The organism is Vandammella animalimorsus, from assembly GCF_002288875.1.
GTDB classification, from domain to species: Bacteria; Pseudomonadota; Gammaproteobacteria; order Burkholderiales; family Burkholderiaceae_C; genus Lampropedia; species Lampropedia animalimorsus.
Genome location: NZ_NTBH01000003.1, coordinates 304514 through 324034 on the forward strand (window position 1 = coordinate 304514; position 19521 = coordinate 324034).

The window sequence follows — 19521 nt, forward strand, 5'->3', positions numbered from 1 at the left end:
TGTCTCCTTGCATAGTGTGAACAGGCCCTAGAAAAGTCGGGGCCAGAGCGATGATGCCTTGCCAGGGCGTGCGCTGTGGCATGGCTGGCCGCGTCGGCGGCGGTGCTTATTGCACGATGCCCTTGTCCCGCAGCGCGGTGCACTGCTGGGGCGTTAGGCCCAGTTCGCGCAGCACGGCGTCGGTGTCGTCGCCCAGCTTTGGCGCGCTGTGGCGGATGCCGCCGGGCGTGGCTGAGAGTTTGGGCACGATACCGGGCACTGTCAGCGTGTAGCCATCGCGCGTGGTCTGCTCCAGCAGCATGTCGCGCGCTTGGTAGTGCGGGTCCTCGGCAATGTCGCGGGCGGTGTAGACCTTGCCGGCTGGCACCTGGGCGGCCTCCAGCGCCTGCAGGACTTCGGCCACGCTGCGCATCGTTGTCCAGGTGCCGATGGCCTCGTCGATCTCGGCCACGCGCGCTACGCGCCCGGCGTTGTGCGCCAGTGCGGCATCCTCGCTCAGATCGCTGCGGCCGATGGCCTGCATCAGGCGTTTGAAGATGCTGTCGCCATTGCCGGCCACCAGCACCCAGCCATCGCGGCAGGGGTAGGCATTTGATGGCGCAATGCCGGGCAGTGCGCTGCCGGCGGCTTCGCGTACGGCGCCGAACACGCTGTACTCGGGGATCAGGCTTTCCATGCAGTTGAACACGGCTTCGTGCAGCGCCACGTCAATGACTTGGCCTGGGCCGCCATGGACCTTGTGGTGGTAGAGCGCCAGCAGAACGCCAATGGTGCCGTGCAGCGCGGCCAGCGTATCGCCGATGGAGATGCCGCAGCGCACCGGCACGCGGCCGGGCTCGCCCGTGAGCTGGCGCAGCCCGCCCATGGATTCGCCGATCACGCCAAAGCCTGGCCGATCGCGGTACGGCCCGCTTTGTCCATAGCCGGAGATGCGCAGAATCACCAGCCCCGGGTTGTGCGCGTGCAGCTGCTCGGGCGACATGCCCCAGCCCTCCAGCGTGCCGGGGCGGAAGTTTTCGATCAGCACATCGGCCTCGGCAATCAGGCGGCGAGCGATGTCCTGCCCCTCGGGCTGGCGCAGATCCAGCGCCAGCGAACGCTTGTTGCGCGACTGCACCTGCCACCAGACGGAGGTGCCATCCTTGATCAAACGCCAGTTGCGCAAGGGGTCGCCGCTGCCGGGCGGCTCGATCTTGATGACCTCGGCGCCAAAATCGCCCAGCGTTTTGCCACAAAACGGCCCGGCAATGAGCTGACCCATCTCGACGACGCGCACGCCGTGCAAAACCGCGGGCGGCGCGGCGCTTTCGCTCTGCTTGCTTGCTTGCTGCATGGTGTTGTTCTCTGTCGATGCCTGCCGCCTACTGCCGCATGCCATCGTTGCGTTGAGGGGGGCTGGCCGTGTAAAAGCGGCGCATTATCAAACATCTGTCAGGCTCCTAGGCGGGCCTGTGTGCCTGCCGCGCTGCCATCGCCAATGGCCAGGGCAGGCATGCCCAGCTGTGCATGGGAGCGCCCTGCATAAGGGCCTGTGTGTGGGGCGCTCATGGTGCCCCAGCCCCTCTGTGCCGGCTGCCCCTTGCTCCAGTGTGCTGGCGCATACAATGGCAGGTTTTGGGCAGAGTAGGTTGCGTGCTGCTGCTTGTACACCTGGGCGATCGGAGTGCGAGGAGTGCGGGCGCTGTGCCGTGCGAAGGTCTGTGCAGGCACTCCACGGCTGCGGAGTCGGCCCCGCCTGCTGCCTCCTTCCAGAGCTGCAGTGCACATGACGCGCCGATTCGTGCCGCCTTTTTCTTGCACTGTCGATGTGCGCGGCTTGCATTTTCGGCTGCGGCCCTGCATGTGGCTTGTCTGTCCAAGGCGCGGCGGGCCTGCCCTGGCACAGCGGGGCGTAGGTATTGGCGCCCGCAGGTTTGTTTTTTGGCTGTTTTTTTGGAGTTTGTTGCCATGATTTCTGTTGCTTTCGCTCAAACGGCCCCTGCGGTGGCTCCTGCCGCAGGCGGTCAGTCTCTGCTGTCGGGCATCCTGCCTTTGGTGCTGATGTTCGTGGTGCTGTACTTCATCATGATTCGCCCTCAGATGAAGCGCCAGAAAGAGCACCGCGCGATGATCGATGCGCTGGCCAAGGGCGATGAGGTGACTACCGCTGGGGGCATCGTTGGTCGCGTCAGCCGCCTGAGCGATCAATGGATTCACCTGGAAGTGGCTCAGGGCGTGGAAATCCAAGTGCAGCGCTCTGCCGTGGGTCAGGTGCTGCCCAAGGGCACCTGGGACAAGAACGCCGCATAAGAGCCTGTTCACGATCTGCGGCGCAATTGGGCAATGAAGCGGTTTTTGGATGGGCTGCAAGGCACCATCCTCATATGTGGCTGATGCTGGGCTTCAGTGAATCGGCGAGGTTTTGCGGGTGTACAGACCGCACCCAACCGCCCCATTGCGCACCGTACAGAGATTGTGACCAGCCTCTTGGAGCCGACACACTGCGCGCTAGGCGATGGGTGCATGTTTGGCGCCCTGCAGCGACTGTGACTTGGATATAGGACGATCATGAACCGCTATCCCTTATGGAAATACGCAATCATGGCGATTGCGTTGGTCGTTGGGCTGCTCTACACACTGCCCAACATTTTTGGTGAGGACTACGCCGTCCAGGTCGCTTCGTTGCGTGATGACGTGCCCGTTGATGATGCGCTGCAGGCGCGCGTGCTCAACGTGCTGCAAAAGCACCAAATTGAGCCCAAGAGCATGGAGCGCGACGCCCAATCGCTGCGCGTGCGCCTGCATACGCAGGATGCGCAAGTGCCGGCGCGCGATGCCATTGCCGCGGCCCTGGTGCCCGATGAGAACCAGCCGGCCTATTCGGTGGCGTTGAACCTGCTCTCGCGCACGCCGGCCTGGCTGCAGGCGATCAATGCCAAGCCGATGTACTTGGGCCTGGATTTGCGCGGCGGGGTGCACTTCACGCTGCAGGTGGACATGGACGGGGCGCTGGTGCAGCGCAGCGAGGCCTTGCTCAGCGGTCTGCGCACGGCCTTGCGTGAGCGAAACATCCGCCATGGCGGCCTGCGTCGCGATGGCCAGGCCATCGACATCACGCTGCGCAATCCGCAGGATGGCGAGTTGATCCGCAATATCGTGGCCGACCATTTCCGTGATCTGACGCCCGATGCCGTGGCCTCCAGCGATACCAAGCTGCGCCTGGTGTTCGCACCCGAGGCCGTCAAGCACATCCAGGAGCAGGCCCTCAAGCAGAACATCACCACGCTGCACAACCGCGTCAACGAGCTGGGCGTGGCCGAGCCGGTGATCCAGCAGGAAGGCAGCAGCCGCATCGTGGTGCAGTTGCCGGGCGTGCAGGATGTGGCCCAGGCCAAGCGCATGATTGGCCGCACGGCCACGCTGCAGGTGCGTATGGTGGACGAATCCACCGAAGGCCGCGCGGCCGAGAGCGGCGCCGGGCCCGTGCCGTTCGGCTCGGAAGTCTTCAACGACGCCGAAGGCCAGCGCGTCATCGTGCAGCGTCAGGTCGTGCTCACCGGCGAGAACCTCATTGATGCCCAGCCAGGCTTCGATACCCAGCGCGGCAACATGCCCGTGGTCAACCTGGAGTTCGACGGGCCGGGGGCGCGCATCTTCCGCGATGTCTCGCGCGAGAACGTGGGCAAACGCATGGCCATCATTCTGTTCGAGCGTGGCCGGGGCACGGTCGTGACCGCGCCGGTGATCCGCCAGGAAATCGCAGGCGGGCGCGTGCAGATCTCCGGCTCCATGACCACGCGCGAGGCCAACGAAGTGGCCGTGCTGCTGCGCTCGGGCGCATTGGCCGCGCCGATGGAGATCATCGAGGAATACACCATCGGCCCCAGCCTGGGGCAGGAGAACATCGAGCGCGGCCAGAAAAGCGTGCTGTGGGGCATGCTGCTGATCGTGGCCTTCATGTGCGCCTACTACATGATGTTTGGCGTGTTCTCCTCGCTGTCGCTGGCGGTCAACATCCTGCTGCTGCTGGCCGTGCTGTCCATGCTGCAGGCCACCTTGACGCTGCCGGGCATTGCCGCGATGGCCCTGGCGCTGGGCGTGGCGATCGATTCGAACGTGCTGATCAATGAGCGCATCCGCGAGGAGCTGCGCGCCGGCGCCTCGCCGCAGGCGGCCATCCATGCCGGCTATGAGCGCGCCTGGGCGACGATTTTGGACTCCAACGTCACCACGCTCATTGCCGGCTTTGCGCTGTTGGCCTTCGGCCATGGCCCAGTGCGCGGCTTTGCCGTGGTGCATTGCATTGGCGTGCTCACCAGCATGTTCTCGGCGGTGTTCTTCTCGCGCGGCCTGGTCAACCTCTGGTATGGCCGGCGCAAGCGTCTGAAGTCCATCTCCATCGGCCAGGTCTGGCGGCCCGAGGCGGATGCCCCTGCAGCGTCTGCCGCCAGTGCAGGCGCGGCGGCGCTGGCGTCGTCGGCCCCCAAGCAACCTGAACAGCGCGTCTGAGGGAGAGCGCAGCATGGAATTCTTCAAGATCAAACGGGACATCCCCTTCATGCGGCACGTGTTGGTGTTCAACATCGTGTCCATCGTGCTGTTCGTGCTTTCGGTGTTTTTCCTGTTCACCAAGGGCTTGAACCTGTCCGTCGAGTTCACCGGCGGTACCGTAATGCAGGTGCAATATCCGCAGGCGGCCGACCTGGAGCAGGTGCGCTCCCGCGTGGGCGGCATGGGCTACAGCGATGTGCAGGTGCAGAACATTGGCACGGCGCGCGATGTGTTGATTCGCCTGCCGGTGCTGCCGGGCGCCAGCGCCGATCAGCAAAGTGAGCAAGTGCTGGCGGAGCTGCAAAAGACCGAGCCAGGCGTGCAATTGCTGCGCAACGAGTTCGTCGGCCCACAAATCGGCGACGAGCTTACCGAAAAGGGCCTGCTGGCACTGCTGTTCGTGGCGCTGGGCATCACCATTTACCTGGCGCTGCGCTTTGAGTGGAAGTTCGGCCTGGCTGCCATCATTGCCAACCTGCATGACGTGGTCATCATCCTGGGCTTCTTCTCCTTCTTCCAGTGGGAGTTCTCGCTGGCTGTATTGGCGGGCGTGCTGGCTGTCTTTGGCTATTCTGTCAACGAGGTGGTGGTGATCTTCGACCGTGTGCGAGAGATGTTCCGCAAACACCGCAAGATGACGACACAGCAGGTGCTGGACCACGCCATCACCAGCACCATGAGCCGAACGGTCATCACCCACGCCTCTACTGAGGCCATGGTGCTGTGCATGCTGTTCTTTGGTGGCCCCAGTCTGCATTACTTTGCGCTGGCCCTGACCATTGGCATCGTGTTTGGCGTGTACTCGTCGATCTTCGTTGGCTCTGGCTTGGTGCTGTGGATGGGCGTCAAGCGTGAAGATCTGATCAAGCCAGGCAAGAGCAGCGCCAATCCCAACGACCCCAATGCCGGCGCCGTGGTGTAAAGTCGCCACCATCCGTCTTGCCCCGCCAGGGATTTGTCCAAGATTTTTGGCTTTTTAGTGGTGGCAGTGAGTGGGGCGGGATTGCATGTACAGGGCAGCCGCAGCTGTCTTTGAACTTCCTGAGGGATCGTGGCATGGATACTCCCAATCCGAACGACTCCGAAACCCTGGCCAAAATGGCCAGGCAGCACTTCCTGCAAAGCCTGTGCACCAGCATTCCTGAGTTGGACCGGCTGGTGGTGCAGCGCTTCGAAGCCTTCAGCGACAGCGATTTCCGCGATCTGAACGCGCCCTCCGTGCCCATTCAGACCTGGTATCAGGACTATGTGCTGCAGCGGCGCAGCTGGGCGCAGGGCCTGTTGGACATCTGGCGCACGGCCTTTGTTGATCCCATACCAGTGAAAAAGCGCCGCTCGCTGGAAGGCCTGGCCGACATTGATGATTTACAGCTCATCAGCGACGACGCCATCGAAGGTTTGATTGCCTCTTCGCGCATGAGCATGCAGGTGGCCGAAAAGGTGGATCCAGGCTTTACTGAATTGCGCAAGCGCCTGCTGCAGCTGGAGTACCAGCGCCTGGATCCCAACGACCCGGTACAGCCAACACAGGTGGCCGAGAACCTGGTTGATGCTTGGCGCCGCGCTGGCCTGCCCCAGGCCTGCTTCACCTGGGTCATGGAGGGCATCACCAAGGAATGGGCAGCTCTGCTGCTGAAAGCCTATCAAGCGAGTAATGCATTTCTGGAAGAGAGAGGCATCAGCCCAAAGCCAACCTCTGCCCCCGCGCCCCTGCAGGATGCAGCTTCTCCCAAAGGCTTAGGTCCGGCACAGTCTGCGGCAGCGCAGGTGCCTGCAGCCATGCCCATGGTGCCAGGCGCTGTCATGGCGGGTGCGCCGACCTATCAGTACATGGTGCCCGCAGGGGGGGGGGTGCCGGTGGCAGGGGCTGTGCCTTCGATGGGAATGGTTGCTGGCGGGGCAGTGGCTGAAGTCGGCGCTGCTGCAGGCGGCCAGGTCGTGATAGGTAGCCCCGCTGTTGCCGTGGCTCAGGCCGTGGTTGCTGGCGAGGCAGCGCCTGCGGCGGAGTTCTTGGCGCCGCAGATCCTCGTGCCCGGCGCTCCGCTGCCTGCGGGGCCGATGTTGCAAGCGCCGCAGGCGCGTTTTGGCCAACCGGCGCTGCAGCAAGTGCAGGCTTTGCAGCACGATGTGCTCACGCGCATGGCCTACGTCGTTGGGGATGCGGTGCAGGCCTCACCTGGCGTGACGGCCAATGGCGATGTGCCGGAGACCCAACCGACCGTGTTGACGCCCCGGCTGATGCAAGTCATGCAGGTGCAGCAGGCCCAGGTCGTCGAGCAGCTCAAGGACGTGCAGGCACAGACTGCATTCCAGCAGTCCTCGCCTGAGGCCAGCGCCCAAGTGGCACAGTTGGCGCTGCAGCAGTCTCAGGTCATCAAGGAAGGGGCTGAGCAGCCCAACGAGAAAGCCATCATCGAGCTGGTGGCCTTGATGTTCCAGAGTGTGCTGTCCGAAGATCGCGTGCCATCGGCCGTGCGCGTACTGTTTGCCCGCCTGCAAGTGCCGGTGTTGCGCATTGCGCTGGCCGATCCGAGCTTTTTTACCGACATGGACCACACCGTTCGGCGGCTCATCGACCGCATGGGCAGTGCGGCCATGGGGTTTGACGGCGCCAACTTTCAGGGCAGTGCGTTGGAACAGGAGCTGCGCCGCATCGTGCAGACCATTGAGCAGTACCCGGACATGGGCGTCAAAGTGTTTCAGCTGGCTTTGACCGAGTTCGAACGCTTTCTGCAGAAATTCCTCTCCGAGAACCAACTGGCTGGCAAGGCCATGTCCGTGGCGCAGCAGGTGGAGGAGAAGGAAACGCTGCTGGTCAAGTTCACCATTGAGCTGCGCAAGATGCTGCAGGACCTGCCCATCCGAGAGGAAGTGCGCAGCTTTCTCTTCAAGACCTGGGCCGAGGTGCTGGCTGTTTGCGCCGTGCGCGAAGGCGTCAAAGGTCAGGAAACCCTGCGCTTCAAGCGCGCAGCAGCCTTGCTGATGTGGGCCTGCAGTGCCAAATCCAGCAGAACCGAGCGCCGGCGCGTGGCACAGGCTCTGCCGGCGTTGCTGCAGCGACTGCGCCATGGCTTGACCTTGGTGGGGGTAGTGGATATGGCGCAGCAGGCCATGATTCAGCAAATCAATGCTTGGGTTCAAGAGGCCTTTCTCGCCCGCTCCAAGGCCATCCCTGCCGATCAGCTCAAGCAGGTATCGGCACGTCTGGAAAATCTGGAGAACTTCATTGGCCATGACGAGGTGGACGACATCCCCCTCAGCCGCGAGAACGTCGAGTTGATGCTGGGCGTGGAGTTGGCTGGCCTGATCGTGCTGGAGGAGCCGGCGCAGCGGCGAGCATTGAGTCCAGAAGTGCTCGAATGGGCGCGCACGCGCACAGTGGGTGAATACTTCGAACTGATGACACAGCGCACGCCGGATACAGACCCTGTGGCCGTGCGCATGCAATACGTCTGGCACAGCAAGCAAAGGCATCTGCATGTACTCCTGGCAGCCGATGGCCGAAGCTGTCTGCTGAAACTTTGCACACTGGCTGCATATTTTGATGCGGGCCTTTTGGTGCCCATCGATCATGAAGGCCTGATGCTGCGCGCCACCCGCATTGCCTTGACGCAATACCAGCCGCCAGAAGATCTGCTGACGGTGCACTCCCCCCTGCCGCCCAAGGCTTTGCCGCAAGCGGCGGCTGCAACTGGGCTCAACGCATCAGGAAACCAGGACAGTCTTCTGGGCGCGCTGGAGGTGGATCTGAACACCCACTTCAGCGATGGTGGCGCACCAGGCGCCACGCGCGTGGTACCACTGGGCGGGCCCGTCATGGGCAGGGGCAAAACGCTCTAAGACCTGTTCAAGTTCGCGGTGCGAGTACACACAACAAAGCGGCTTGGGGTGGCCTGATAGAGGTGTAGAACACAGCAGGCGACGGGCCTGGCGAGGCTTGATGGGCGACGCAGGCTGTTCTCAAACAACTCCTACTGTATAGATGCGTTCATCAGATGAAAGCCCTAGTGGAATGTCAATTAATCGCAAAATAATTTAAAAAAAATGCAAACTACGGCCTCGCCACACTCCGTGGCTCCGCAGGTTGTGACGTACGCAGCCTGCAGGGACAGGGTGCCGGTGCCGTGGTTGGGCGCGTCAGCGAAGGACTGCATTGGTTTGCAGATCTTGTTGCAGGGGGCGATGGTTGCGGCTCTGGCGTATCAGGAAGTGGGATGCTTGCACACAGTGTGATGCAGGCATCCAGAGTCAGTCCGAGAGCCTATGCAGAGATTGCTGGCAGGCTCCGGTGAAAGGATGCGCTGTCATGTTGTACCTGGGAATTGATGCGGCCGATGCAGGCCTGGACTGTTGCGCCGTACAGCATTTGCCTGACCAAGCCGAGCAACATCCCAAAGCGGTGAGTGGCCAAGTGCGCGGGGCTGATCACTTGCTGGGCTGGTTGCGACAAAACTGGCCTGCCATGGCTTTCAGCAAAATGCATGTGACCCTGTCGGGTGAAGCCAGAGCCAATGAGGCTTTGGAGTTGGCTTTGCGTGTCGTGGGTGTGCGTGTGGCGCGTGTCGATCAACAAAAGGCCCGTTTGTTTGCTCGAACGGTGCTGGGCATCCGTTGCCAAAGAGAGCGCATCGATAGCCATGTGCTGGCGTTGTATGGCCTGCACACACAGGCTTGGCGGGCGGCCCTGAGCATGCCTGCATCTGCCCCGCTCGCAGCTTGATGCGCAGAGCCCATGTCAAGGGCTATAGATAAAAAAGCAGCTGCGCGATTGGGCGCGGCTGCTTTTAAGCGCCTGTCCTCAAAATTCTCGCGTCGCACATCCCGCCAGGGGTGAACGCATTTGCGGCGAATTTGAGGACAGTCTCTAGATAAGAACGCCGCAAGGGGGCGTTATTGCGCTTTGGCGGCCTCGATCTGAATGACGATCTTCACTTCCTTGGCGGCGCCGTGTTGGATGGCGTAATCCATGCCCCAGCGGGAGCGGTCGATGGTCAGCTCAAAGTCTCCGCCGCAGGTTTCGCGGCCTTGCAGCATGCGGTTGGCATAGCAGTTGAATTTTTCCGCCTCGATGGTCACGGGATGCGTCTGGCCCAGCAGGGTGAGCTGACCATGGATTTCGTCGATTTTCCCGTCTTCGAAGACGAAGCGTTCACTGACGAAACGCGCTGTGGCGAATTTCTCGGCGTTGAAAATGTCGGCCGATTGCAGGTGCTTGTCAAAGCCAGGAGTGCCTGTGCTGATGGAGCTCATGTCGACGCTGATGTCGGCCTGGCCGGTCTTGGCGTCGCGATCAAATTCGATGCTGCCTTGCACTTTGTCGAAGCGACCGCGATTGGTGGAGGTGCCGTTGTGGTCGATCTCAAAAGTCACGAAGGTGTGGCTGGGGTCGATGGTGTAGCTGGCAGCCTGAGCCGGCGCTGTCACGGACAGCATGGCCGCAGCACTGGCTGCTGCAAGTGTGATGAAACGCATAGGAATCTCCTCTGTTGGGGGTAAAAAAACAGTAATGTAGGGGCTGCTGGTAATCGGTGCTGCCGTGGTGTTTTCAGGCAAAACGCAGTAGCTGGGCTTTGCCTCAGAAAGCCACTGCGCCAAGGGGCGATGCCAGCACTTGCCCGTATGTGCATAGGCCGCCTGCGGCTGCAGGCTTGATGTTCATTGGGCTGGGGTCAGGCCTTGGATGGCCAGCTGGAATTGCACGCGCACTGGATTGGCGACCAAGGAGGTGTCGCTCCATTCTCCTGAGCCGATTTGATAGGGCAGGCGCTCGATGGTGAAACTGCCCCGGGCCACGGAGTGGCCGTTGGCTGCTTCCAGGCGCACGGGCACTTGCACAGGGTGGCTGACGTTTTTGATGGTCAGCGTGCCATTGGCCTGGTATTCGTTCTTTCCACTCGACTGCAGTTCATTGAGTACGAAGCTTGCCTTGGGGAAGGCAGCAGTGTTGAACCAGGCGGGCTTGCGCAACTCTTCATCGGTTTGTGCATCGCCCAGCGTGGCGCTGCCGGTGTCCACGTCAAGGCGCAGGCGGCTGGCGGACAAGTCGTCGAGCTTGAGCGCGATGTCGCCTTCAAAGGACTTGAAATGCCCGGTCACGGGCACGCCCAATTGCTGGAAAGTGAATTCGATGCGACTGTGCTGGGCCAGCAGGCTTTGCTGTGCCCAGGCAATAGGCGTCAGACTGCAGCCCAGTGCCACGGCGGTCAGTGCAAGGATTTTGTTCATGTGGTGACTCCTTTAAGGAAAGACGTTGTGTTGGAAATGCCGTGTGTTCAGGAAGAGGCTTTGCCTGGCCACATGCGCCTGAGCAGACCATCACGGTCAATGAACTGGTGCTTGAGGGCGGCCAGGATGTGAAGGCCGGCCAGGCCAATCAATGCAAATGCCGACCATTGATGCCATGGCTTGATGCGCTGTGCCAGCTGGGGGTCTGCAGCAACCCAGTCAGGCAGCGGCAGTTGGCCGAACAACACGATGGGAAAGCCCGCCGCAGAGCTATATGCCCAGCCCAGCAAGGGCACGGCAAAAAACAGCACATAAAGGGAGTGGTGCACAGCATGGTGGGCGAACTGCTGCCAGCCAGGCATGTGGCGCAGCATGGCGGGCGGCAACGCTGGAGGGCGTCGCAGCAAGCGCACCAGCAAGCGCAAGGCCGCCAGCAAAAGAATCACTATGCCGGCCCATTTGTGCCAATTGATGAGTTTGAGCTTCTGTGGCGAGAAGGGCAGTTGGACCATGTACAGCCCAAGGCCAAATACAGCAATGATGGACGCGGCCATCAGCCAGTGCAGCCATATGGCGGGGCGGGAATATCGGGTGGGGTCAGTGGTCATGGTGGGGATGGAGTGCGCGCTGGGGCGATGTATTTGCAGTGTTTGTAACACCCTGCCAGACAGCAGTTCTGGGACGGCGGTTGATTCGGCGGATTGAGCAAAGTTCCGATCTTGTTGTGTTGTTGTGGCAAGGCCGTGTCAAACGCGCCTAAGCGCCCGCTCACAATCGCGGCGAGGGTGGGCTCGCGGCGGCCTGATTGGAATACAAAAAGTCACAAAGCCTCGCCGGGTTTGATGGTCCGGCGAGGCTTTGTGACGCTGCAGGTTGCTCCCAAGGCTCCTTGACGATCCAGCAGAGATTGTGAACTAAACGCGCTTTGTGTTCGGCGGCTCATGCTGCGGGCAGGTCATGCGGCTTGCGGGCCAGCAAGGTGGCAAAGCGCATGGCAATAGGGCGGCCGTTGGCATCCGTTTTATGCAAATGGCCCAAGTCTTCGTTGTATTTGAGCAGTTGCCAGTTGCCGTAGCGAGCGCGCAGCTCACCAGCGCGAAAGGTGAAGGGAAATGGCTGCGTGCAGGGATAGTCGGCGCTGTCCATGGCGCAGACGATGAGGTGGTAGCCCCCAGGGGCTGTGGCGGCCTGCATCTGGGCCAGCAGCGCAGGCACGGCCTGTGGCTGCAGGAACATCAGCACCACGGTGCAGAGCACGAGGTCGTACTGCCCTGCGGGGTCGATCAGCGGCAGGCTGGCGGCTTGGTTCAGATCGACTTCTTGCCATTGCAATTGCGCTTGCAGGCCTTCTTCGCGGGCCAGCGCGGCCAGTTGCTGCAGCGCATCGATGTCGTGGTCCAGGGCCTGCACCTGCAGGCCCTGCAAGGCCAGATACAGGCTGTTGCGCCCCCGGCCGCAGCCCACGTCCAGGGCGCGTGCCTGCTTGGGCAATTGCAGCTGGTCAAAGGCTTCAACCAGTTCCGAATGCGTGCGGGTGAGCCGGTGCTTCTTGGCGAAATAGTCCTCGCGCGTGCAGAGAAAGCGCAGTTGGCAGCGCACATCGGCGCTGGCTGCGACGATGCGGTGCCATTGCTGTGGCGCAATCAGCGGCGGCTGCTGTTGTGGCGTGAATGTGAAGCTCTGCAGCTCCTCGCCGCTGGCGCTGGTCAGGGCAAAGTCCAGTGAGCCTTGCAGCACTTGCAGCTGCGCCCAGGTGCCCTCCTTGGTGTTGTGGTTGCGCATGAAGCCCGTGGGAATGGTGCTGTGTGTCCATTCAGGCATGGTTTTGTAGACGATCAGGTCTGGTGTCATGGCATGAGGCACAAGGGCGGCGGCACTCGTGTCTGGGTGTGGCAGAGAGGTATGGGAGATGCGCGCAGGGCTTGAGGTCTCTTGGAAGCCTGCGTGCATGCATGGACAGGCTCTCAGGCTCGCTGCTTGCGCTCACCTCGCCAGGCTGAAAAGCCCAGCGCAATGAGGAAGAAGATTCCCAGCAAAAGCACGATGGTAGGCGCAGGGGCGCTGTCGAGCAAGAAGCTCAGGTACACGCCCAGCAGTGCGGCTGCCACGGCGATGGCGCAGGCCAGCAACAGCATGCGGCCAAAGGTGCGCACCAGCAGCAAGGCGGTGGCGCCCGGCGCAATCAGTAGCGCAATGGCCAGCACCAGCCCCACGGCCTTGAGGCTGGCCACCACGGCCAGTGAGACGGCCATCAGCAGGCTGTAGTGCAGCAGCGTGCAACGCAGGCCCATGGTGTGCGCCTGCACTGGATCGAAGGCATGCAGCAGCAGGTCGCGCCATTTCAGTGCCATCCAAGCACTGATGCCCAGGGCAATAGCGGCCGCCTGCCACAGGTCGGCAGGCAGTACGCCCAGCGGGTCGCCAAACAGGATGTGCTCCAGGTGCACGTTGCTGCGCACCCAGCCGTGCAGCAGCAGGCCCAAAGCGAACAGGCCGGAGAACACCACGCCCATGACCGTGTCCTGCTTGATGCGGCTGTTGCGGTGTACGTAGCCCGTGGCGGAGGCGCAGAACAGCCCGGCGGCAAAGGCCCCGGCGGCCAGCGGCAGGCCCAATAGGTAGGCCAGCACCACGCCAGGGAAGACAGCGTGGGCGATGGCATCGCCCAGCAGCGCCCAGCCCTTGACGACCAGTAGGCAGGACAGCAGCGCCGTGGGCACGGCGACGATGGCCGCGATCAGCAGCGCCTGGCGCATGAAATCAAACTGCAGCGGCTGCAGCAACAGCTCCAGCGTCATGGCTGGCCCTCTTGCAGCGCGCCGGGCGGCGGGCCTTGTCTGCGCTGATGGGCGGCCAGCAGGCCGTGCTTGGGTGCAAAGACGAAGGCCAGCAGGAACAGTGCCGTTTGCAGCAGCACGATGACCGCGCCGGTGGCGCCGTCGAGGAAATAGCTGGCGTAGGCCCCGGCCAGGCTGCTGCCTGCGCCCAGCGCCACGGCGATGGCGATGACGCGGCCGAAGCGGTCGCTGAGCAGGTAGGCCGTGGCGCCGGGGGTGACGATCAGCGCGATCACCAGCAGCGCCCCCACGGCCTGCATGGCGGCCACGCTGCTGGCGGCCAGCAGCGCGAAGAACAGCAGCTTGAGCGGCCCCGGGCGCAGGCCCACGCTGCGCGCATGGCCCTCGTCGAAGAACAGCAGCATCCAGTCCTTCCACTTGAGCAGCAGCACCAGCAGCGTGACGCAGCCGATGAGCAGAATCTGCACGGTATCGCCCCAGGTGATGGCCAGCACATTGCCCAGCGCAATGCTTTGCAGATCCACGCGGCTGGGCCAGAGTGAGATCATGAACAGCCCCAGGCCGAAGAACAGTGTGAAGACCAGGCCGATGACCACGTCCTCCTTGAGGGCTGTGCGCTGGCGCAGCAGCACCATGGCGCCAGCGGCCAGCGCGCCGGAGAAGAACGCCCCCAGTGAAAAAGGCAGGCCCAGCAGATAGGCGCCGGCCACGCCGGGCACGATGGCGTGCGAAAGCGCGTCGCCGATCAGCGACCAGCCCTTGAGCATCAGAAAGCAGGACAAAAAGGCGCAGACCGCACCGATCAGCGTCGTGACCAGCATGGCGTTGCGCATATAGGCGTAGCCAAAGGGCTCGAGCAGCAGTGGCAGCAGACCGGCAGCGTCGCTCATGGCTGCGGCTCCTGGGCCTTGGCCTGGCTTTCTCCACCGGGCTGGGGCCTGCCGCGCACGCTGGAGCGGCCATCGAGCAGCACCAGCGGGCGCTCGTCATCGGTCATGATGCCGACCACGGCGCCTTTGCCGCTGCCGTGCGCCTGCGGCAGATCGAAATGGCGCAACAAGCCGCCAAAGGCACGCGCCAGGTTGTCATGGGTGAAAACCTCGGCCGTGGGGCCTGAGGCCAGCACCGTGCCTTTGACGAGCACGGTGCGGTCGCAGAACTCGGGCACGCTGCCCAGGTTGTGCGTGGACACCAGCATCACCCGGCCCTCGCGCTGCAGCGTGCGCAGCAGCGCGATGATGGCCTCTTCGGTTTTGACATCCACGCCGGTGAAGGGCTCGTCCAGCAGGATGACGCGCGCCTGCTGGGCCAGTGCCCTAGCCAGGAAGACGCGTTTTTTTTGCCCGCCGGAGAGCTCGCCGATCTGACGCTTGCGCTGCGCCAACAGATCCACGCGTGCAAGTGCCTCATGCACTGCAGCGCGATCGGCGGAGCTGGGGCGGCGCAAAAAGCCCATGTGGCCATAGCGGCCCATCATCACCACGTCCTCGACCAGCACCGGGAAGTTCCAATCCAGCTCCTCGCTTTGCGGCACGTAGGCAATGAGGTTGCGGCGCAGCGCCTGCTGCACCGGCATGCCCAGCACCCGCACCTGGCCTTGCGCCGGGCGCAGAAAGCCCATGATGGCCTTGAACAGCGTGGATTTGCCGCTGCCGTTCACGCCCACCAGCGCGGTGATGCTGCCGGTGGGGGTCTCGAAGCTGGCATCGTGCAGCGCTGTGGTGCCGTTGCGGTAGGTGATGCGCAGCCCATGCACGGCAATGCCGCTGTCAGGCGCGGCAGCGGCGGCCGGCGCAGCCGCTGCAACGGTTGCAACGGCTGCAGTCTCGGCGGCAGGCATGGGCTGGCGTTGCGTGCTCACGGCGTCAGGCCCTTGGCAATGGTTTCACTGGTCACGCGCAGCAGCTCCAGGTAAGTGGGCACCGGGCCGTCGGCCTCGGTCAGCGAGTCCACGTACAGCACGCCGCCGTAGTGGATGCCGGCCTCGCGCGCCACCTGCTGCGCAGGGGCTGGGGAGATGGTGCTCTCGCTGAAGATGGCAGGGATCTTGTGCTTGCGCACGGCGTCGATGACGCGGCGCACCTGCTGTGGCGTGCCCTGCTGATCGGCGTTGATGGGCCAAAGGTACAGCTCGCGCAGACCGAAATCGCGCGCCAGATAGCTGAACGCGCCTTCGCTGCTGACCAGCCAGCGGCGTTCTTGAGGCAGCTGCTCCAGCGTGCTGCGGATCGGGGCGATGGCCGCCTCGATGCGCTGTTTGTAGGCTTGGGCATTGGCCGTGTAAGTGGCGGCATGGGCCGGGTCGTGCTGCACCAGCGCATCGCGGATGTTGTCCACATAGACCATGGCTGCCGCTGGCGACATCCAGGCGTGCGGGTTGGGCTTGCCAGCGTACGGGCCCTGGGCGATGTCGATCGGCGTCACGCCCTTGGAGACGACGGCGCTGGGCACGCCATCGAGGCGCTGGTAGAAGCGCTCGAACCAGGACTCCAGGTTCAGCCCGTTCCACAGAATCAGCTGCGCGCCTTGGGCCCGCACCAGATCGCCCGGTGTGGGCTGATAACCGTGGATTTCCGCGCCTGGCTTGGTGATGGATTCGACCGTGGCCGCATCGCCAGCGACGTTGCGGGCCATGTCGGCAATGATGGTGAAGGTGGTGACGACCTTGAGCTTCTTGCCTGGCGTTGCCGCCGATTGCGCCAGCGCGACGCTGTTGGCGCACAGGCAGCTCAGCAACAGGGCAGCCAGCAGCCAGGGCATGCGGCGCAGGCGCTGCAACAGGCCATGCAGGCCACGGGGCAAGACAGGGAGAGCAAGGGGTTCAGACATGGGCAGCTCTTGAGAAAGGGGTGGACAAACAAGCGCACAACGGCGCTGTGCATGGCTGGCTTGTGGCTGGCTGTGGCACTGTATAGCCAGTGCTAATCCATTCTAATATAGCTGCCGCTATACCGCTTGAGGCTGCCGCGCGGCATGGGCAGCGGGCATGCAGAGGCGGCGAGGCAGGACATGGCCTGCCTCGCTTGCGCTCACGCCTTAAGGGTTGCTGCACTCAGGCACGGGCAGGCCCAGGGTTTCGGAGTAAAAGGCTTCGATGTCGGGCTCGAAGTCGTGGATCACCGGGTACCACGGTGTGGGCGCTTCCACGTCCAGCAGTGCGCCACTCTTGGGGCAGTAGTACTCGCGGATAACCTGCCAGCCCTGCGTGGGCGACATGAGCTTGGGGTAGAGCTCATCGAGTTTGTCTTGCGTGTCGCGCACGTAGACCACGGCGTGCAGCTTCCAGTTCTCCTTCCAGTCGCAGAACACGTGGCCGGCCTCGGATTTGATGACCCAACGATTGCTGCCTTTTTCCTGCACGACGTAGAGCTTGGGGCCCAGCGGCAGGATGATTTTGTCGTCCCAGTCCACCCGCTCCTGCAGGATGGAGATGTAGGTCTCAAAGCGCTCCGGGTCCTTGGGGGTGGACTGCATCTGGTGAAGGGTGTCGCGGTCGATGGTGCCGTCGATGAGGTCGGCAATTTTGGCGCGTTCGTATGCCATGTTGGTCTCCTGTCTTTTTCCAATTGATGGGGTTGGATGGGCTGCCGCCCTGAATGAGGGCAGCAGCGGCCTCTTGCGCATCGGGCGAGGCTTATTCCTCCACGAATTGCACGATGTGCACGTCCGGCAGTTCGGAGATGTCCATGTGGTGCGTGGAGCCGTAGTGCGGGATGCCAATATCCTCCTCGCGCAGCTGCCAGTCCTTGGGCAGGTCCCAGAACTTGCGGAACGACTCCTCAAAGCGCGGGCCGAGCTTGAAGGACGAGGCGTACATCTGCTGCACTTGCGTGCCCGCATCCTTGGCGAGGATTTTTTCGCGCTCGGTTTTCATCCACTCGCGCGTGGGCACGGCGCGCGCCAGGCGCTGCTTGAGGATGTCCTTGCGCTTGGCTTGGGTGGCTTTTTCGTCGCAGCTCCAGGTGCCGTCGGCGTTTTCCTTGGCGATCACGCCGTAGATGCTCTCGGCAAAGCGCGGCAGGATGTAGCCGCCCTCCAGATCGGCCACCACCGCCTGCGGGTCACGGTCCAGCGGGTCGCCAAAGCCTGGGCCGCCTTTCATGGTGTTCAGGTACAGGTCGTAGTCCTTGAACATGGCCTCGGTGGTGATGGCCTGCTTGTCGCGCTTGACCTTGGCGCCGGGGATGAGCTTTTCATAGCTGCGCTCGCCCGGATCGATGTCGCCGCCCAGCGGGATGGGCTTGCCATCGGCAATGATTTGCTTGAGACCGGTGTCATGCGCCTCGAAGCGGTAGCCCGACGCGGCCGGAAAGCCCCCCATCAGGCCCCAGTCGCTGCTCATGTTGCCATTGCCCATGAAGAACATCGTCCAGTCCTTGGCATTCCAGACCAGGCGCAGGCTCTCCCAGCCGCAACCACCGCGGTACTTGCCGGAACCACCCGACGAAGCCTTGATCTGGCGGCCCAGGTAGACCAGCGGCTCGGCCAGCTCCCAGATCTCCATGTCGCCCATATCGCCCTCGGGGTTCCAGATGGCAGCGGCGTGGCTCAGGCCATCGGCGTAGGCCGAGGCGCCAATGCCGTTGGCCGCGCACTCGAAGCTGTTGACGGCGTGGATTTCGTTGTACTGGTTGAAGCCCCCGCCCTGCAGCCAGTTGGAGGTGTTGGCGTTGCCGGCGTTGACTTCTTCCAGGTAGCCACGGCTGAAGTACGAACGCGACAGGCCGCGCCACAGCGAAGTCCAGGTCGAGACCAGGAAGTGCCAGGCATACGAGAACGCCACGCGCCGGTCATCGGGGTTCATCCAGGTGCCCTTGGGCAGACGGAACTCGGTGCCGTAGGCCGCGCCGTCGTTGATCATCTCTGACGGAATCAGCGTCTGCGTCATCATCACCCAGATGCCTGAGGTGAAGCTGACCTGATGGGCGTTGTAGGTGTGCCAGCCCCAGCGGCTGGAGCCTTCGAAGTCCAGCCTCCAAGTGCCATCGGCGCGGATGGTCATCTCCGAGGGCGAGTGCATGATGGTGTCGACCTTGGCGAAGTCCGAGGGCACGCGCACGTCTTCATGGTTGTAGGGCACGTCCACGAAGCCGACCTGGCGATAGGTGCCGGGCACCGTCATGGCCTTGATGCGGTTTTGCAGGCTGATGCGGCCATGCTCGACCGCCTCGTAGGCAAACTTCCAGTAGTTCTCGATGCCTTCCTGCTCGATCACCTCCTCGACCAGCTTGCGGATCATGTGGCAGCCGGCCACGCGGGTGCGCTCATCCAGCATCCAGTAGCGCGTGGTGCGCACCATCCGCTGGCTCTCGTGCAGCCAATCGCGGAACAGCTCGTCGTTGGCGCCGATCTTGCGGCAAGTGATCGAATAGCCGTCACCGAAGCGCTGCACCTGGCCGGTGGACATCGAGCCGGGCCCCACCGAACCCGTGTCGATCACGTGCGTCACGCCGCCGACCCAGCCCACCAGCTCGCCCTCCCAGAAGATGGGCACGATGGTGTGGATGTCGCAGGGGTGGACGTTGCCGATCAGCGAGTCGTTGTTGCAGAAGATGTCCTTGTCCTGGATGCCAGGGTTGGACTCCCAGTCGTTCTCGATCATGTACTTGATCGCCGCGCCCATGGTGCCCACGTGGATGATGATGCCCGTGGAGGTCAGCAGCGAATCGCCAGCGGCGTTGTAGAGCGTAAAGCACAGCTCGCCTTCCTGCTCCACGATGGGCGAAGCCGCAATCTTCTTGGCCGTCTCGCGCGCATCGACCACGCCAGCGCGCAGGCGCGAGAACAGCTTGTTGTAGAGGATGGGCTCCTTGTCGCGCAGGCTCATTTGCTCCAGCCCGGCGTAATGGCCGGTCTTGCGGGTGGCGGCCATGATGCGGTCGCGGTGCTGTTTGAGGGTTTCGCCGCCGCGCACGATGCCGCGCATCGCTTCATTGGGTTTGATCTTTGTCATGGTGAAAACTCCTTG

At 63.0% G+C, this 19521-nt stretch carries 16 protein-coding genes; 5 read left to right on the forward strand and 11 right to left on the reverse strand.

Going from position 1 to position 19521, the window contains the following annotated elements; all coding sequences use genetic code 11:
- Positions 1-106 precede the first annotated feature (106 nt).
- Positions 107-1333, reverse strand: coding sequence for a CaiB/BaiF CoA transferase family protein (locus CLI93_RS06865; protein ID WP_095542923.1), 1227 nt, complete (start codon positions 1331-1333; stop codon positions 107-109).
- A 614-nt stretch (positions 1334-1947) separates the two neighbouring features.
- Between CLI93_RS06865 and yajC the strand changes: the two genes are divergently transcribed.
- The 5 genes from yajC to CLI93_RS06895 all read left to right on the forward strand — a co-directional run bounded on the left by yajC (position 1948) and on the right by CLI93_RS06895 (position 9250).
- The gene (gene yajC, locus CLI93_RS06870) at positions 1948-2289 is read left to right on the forward strand and encodes a preprotein translocase subunit YajC (protein ID WP_095539810.1); all 342 of its coding nucleotides are present in this window, start codon (positions 1948-1950) and stop codon (positions 2287-2289) included.
- Between the two features lie 258 nt (positions 2290-2547).
- Positions 2548-4488, forward strand: coding sequence for a protein translocase subunit SecD (gene secD, locus CLI93_RS06875; protein ID WP_095542922.1), 1941 nt, complete (start codon positions 2548-2550; stop codon positions 4486-4488).
- A 13-nt stretch (positions 4489-4501) separates the two neighbouring features.
- Positions 4502-5452, forward strand: a complete 951-nt coding sequence (secF, locus tag CLI93_RS06880) for a protein translocase subunit SecF (protein WP_095542921.1) — start codon at positions 4502-4504, stop codon at positions 5450-5452.
- A gap of 134 nt (positions 5453-5586) precedes the next feature.
- Positions 5587-8370, forward strand: a complete 2784-nt coding sequence (locus tag CLI93_RS06885; protein WP_095542920.1) for a DUF1631 family protein — start codon at positions 5587-5589, stop codon at positions 8368-8370.
- Positions 8371-8836: 466 nt separating this feature from the next.
- Positions 8837-9250: a hypothetical protein gene (locus tag CLI93_RS06895; RefSeq protein ID WP_095542918.1), complete on the forward strand. Its 414-nt coding sequence runs from the start codon at positions 8837-8839 to the stop codon at positions 9248-9250.
- A 170-nt stretch (positions 9251-9420) separates the two neighbouring features.
- Here the strand turns inward: CLI93_RS06895 and CLI93_RS06900 are convergent, their stop codons facing one another.
- The 10 genes from CLI93_RS06900 to CLI93_RS06945 all read right to left on the reverse strand — a co-directional run bounded on the left by CLI93_RS06900 (position 9421) and on the right by CLI93_RS06945 (position 19506).
- Positions 9421-10002, reverse strand: a complete 582-nt coding sequence (locus CLI93_RS06900) for a YceI family protein (protein ID WP_095542917.1) — start codon at positions 10000-10002, stop codon at positions 9421-9423.
- Between the two features lie 183 nt (positions 10003-10185).
- Positions 10186-10755: a YceI family protein gene (locus CLI93_RS06905; RefSeq protein WP_095542916.1), complete on the reverse strand. Its 570-nt coding sequence runs from the start codon at positions 10753-10755 to the stop codon at positions 10186-10188.
- A 47-nt stretch (positions 10756-10802) separates the two neighbouring features.
- Positions 10803-11363 carry a cytochrome b gene (locus CLI93_RS06910; RefSeq protein ID WP_095542915.1) on the reverse strand — a complete coding sequence of 187 codons (561 nt, stop codon included), beginning with the start codon at positions 11361-11363 and terminating at the stop codon, positions 10803-10805.
- Between the two features lie 331 nt (positions 11364-11694).
- Positions 11695-12606, reverse strand: coding sequence for an SAM-dependent methyltransferase TehB (gene tehB, locus CLI93_RS06915; protein WP_095542914.1), 912 nt, complete (start codon positions 12604-12606; stop codon positions 11695-11697).
- 113 nt (positions 12607-12719) lie between these two features.
- Entirely contained in the window at positions 12720-13553 is an 834-nt protein-coding gene (locus CLI93_RS06920; protein WP_095542913.1) for a metal ABC transporter permease, read from the reverse strand.
- A complete protein-coding gene (locus tag CLI93_RS06925) occupies positions 13550-14443 on the reverse strand; it encodes a metal ABC transporter permease (protein WP_275249538.1) in 894 nt (297 codons plus the stop codon). The genes CLI93_RS06920 and CLI93_RS06925 overlap by 4 nt, the downstream gene beginning before the upstream one ends.
- The gene (locus CLI93_RS06930) at positions 14440-15414 is read right to left on the reverse strand and encodes a manganese/iron ABC transporter ATP-binding protein (protein ID WP_238945876.1); all 975 of its coding nucleotides are present in this window, start codon (positions 15412-15414) and stop codon (positions 14440-14442) included. Before CLI93_RS06930 ends, CLI93_RS06925 begins: the two co-directional genes overlap by 4 nt.
- A complete protein-coding gene (locus tag CLI93_RS06935) occupies positions 15411-16382 on the reverse strand; it encodes a metal ABC transporter substrate-binding protein (RefSeq protein ID WP_172424310.1) in 972 nt (323 codons plus the stop codon). Before CLI93_RS06935 ends, CLI93_RS06930 begins: the two co-directional genes overlap by 4 nt.
- 207 nt (positions 16383-16589) lie before the next feature.
- Entirely contained in the window at positions 16590-17096 is a 507-nt protein-coding gene (locus tag CLI93_RS06940; RefSeq protein WP_095542912.1) for an acetone carboxylase subunit gamma, read from the reverse strand.
- Positions 17097-17187: 91 nt separating this feature from the next.
- Positions 17188-19506, reverse strand: coding sequence for a hydantoinase B/oxoprolinase family protein (locus CLI93_RS06945; protein WP_095542911.1), 2319 nt, complete (start codon positions 19504-19506; stop codon positions 17188-17190).
- Positions 19507-19521 lie beyond the last annotated feature (15 nt).

What these genes read in the sequence shown, in the direction of transcription:
- secD (WP_095542922.1), top strand. Translation starts at nt 2,548, where the DNA reads ATGAACCGCTATCCCTTATGGAAATACGCAATCATGGCGATTGCGTTG.
- CLI93_RS06925 (WP_275249538.1), bottom strand. Translation starts at nt 14,443, where the DNA reads ATGAGCGACGCTGCCGGTCTGCTGCCACTGCTGCTCGAGCCCTTTGGC.
- CLI93_RS06865 (WP_095542923.1), bottom strand. Translation starts at nt 1,333, where the DNA reads ATGCAGCAAGCAAGCAAGCAGAGCGAAAGCGCCGCGCCGCCCGCGGTT.
- CLI93_RS06910 (WP_095542915.1), bottom strand. Translation starts at nt 11,363, where the DNA reads ATGACCACTGACCCCACCCGATATTCCCGCCCCGCCATATGGCTGCAC.
- CLI93_RS06895 (WP_095542918.1), top strand. Translation starts at nt 8,837, where the DNA reads ATGTTGTACCTGGGAATTGATGCGGCCGATGCAGGCCTGGACTGTTGC.
- CLI93_RS06920 (WP_095542913.1), bottom strand. Translation starts at nt 13,553, where the DNA reads ATGACGCTGGAGCTGTTGCTGCAGCCGCTGCAGTTTGATTTCATGCGC.
- CLI93_RS06935 (WP_172424310.1), bottom strand. Translation starts at nt 16,382, where the DNA reads ATGTCTGAACCCCTTGCTCTCCCTGTCTTGCCCCGTGGCCTGCATGGC.
- tehB (WP_095542914.1), bottom strand. Translation starts at nt 12,606, where the DNA reads ATGACACCAGACCTGATCGTCTACAAAACCATGCCTGAATGGACACAC.
- secF (WP_095542921.1), top strand. Translation starts at nt 4,502, where the DNA reads ATGGAATTCTTCAAGATCAAACGGGACATCCCCTTCATGCGGCACGTG.
- CLI93_RS06945 (WP_095542911.1), bottom strand. Translation starts at nt 19,506, where the DNA reads ATGACAAAGATCAAACCCAATGAAGCGATGCGCGGCATCGTGCGCGGC.
- CLI93_RS06885 (WP_095542920.1), top strand. Translation starts at nt 5,587, where the DNA reads ATGGATACTCCCAATCCGAACGACTCCGAAACCCTGGCCAAAATGGCC.
- CLI93_RS06905 (WP_095542916.1), bottom strand. Translation starts at nt 10,755, where the DNA reads ATGAACAAAATCCTTGCACTGACCGCCGTGGCACTGGGCTGCAGTCTG.
- CLI93_RS06940 (WP_095542912.1), bottom strand. Translation starts at nt 17,096, where the DNA reads ATGGCATACGAACGCGCCAAAATTGCCGACCTCATCGACGGCACCATC.
- yajC (WP_095539810.1), top strand. Translation starts at nt 1,948, where the DNA reads ATGATTTCTGTTGCTTTCGCTCAAACGGCCCCTGCGGTGGCTCCTGCC.
- CLI93_RS06900 (WP_095542917.1), bottom strand. Translation starts at nt 10,002, where the DNA reads ATGCGTTTCATCACACTTGCAGCAGCCAGTGCTGCGGCCATGCTGTCC.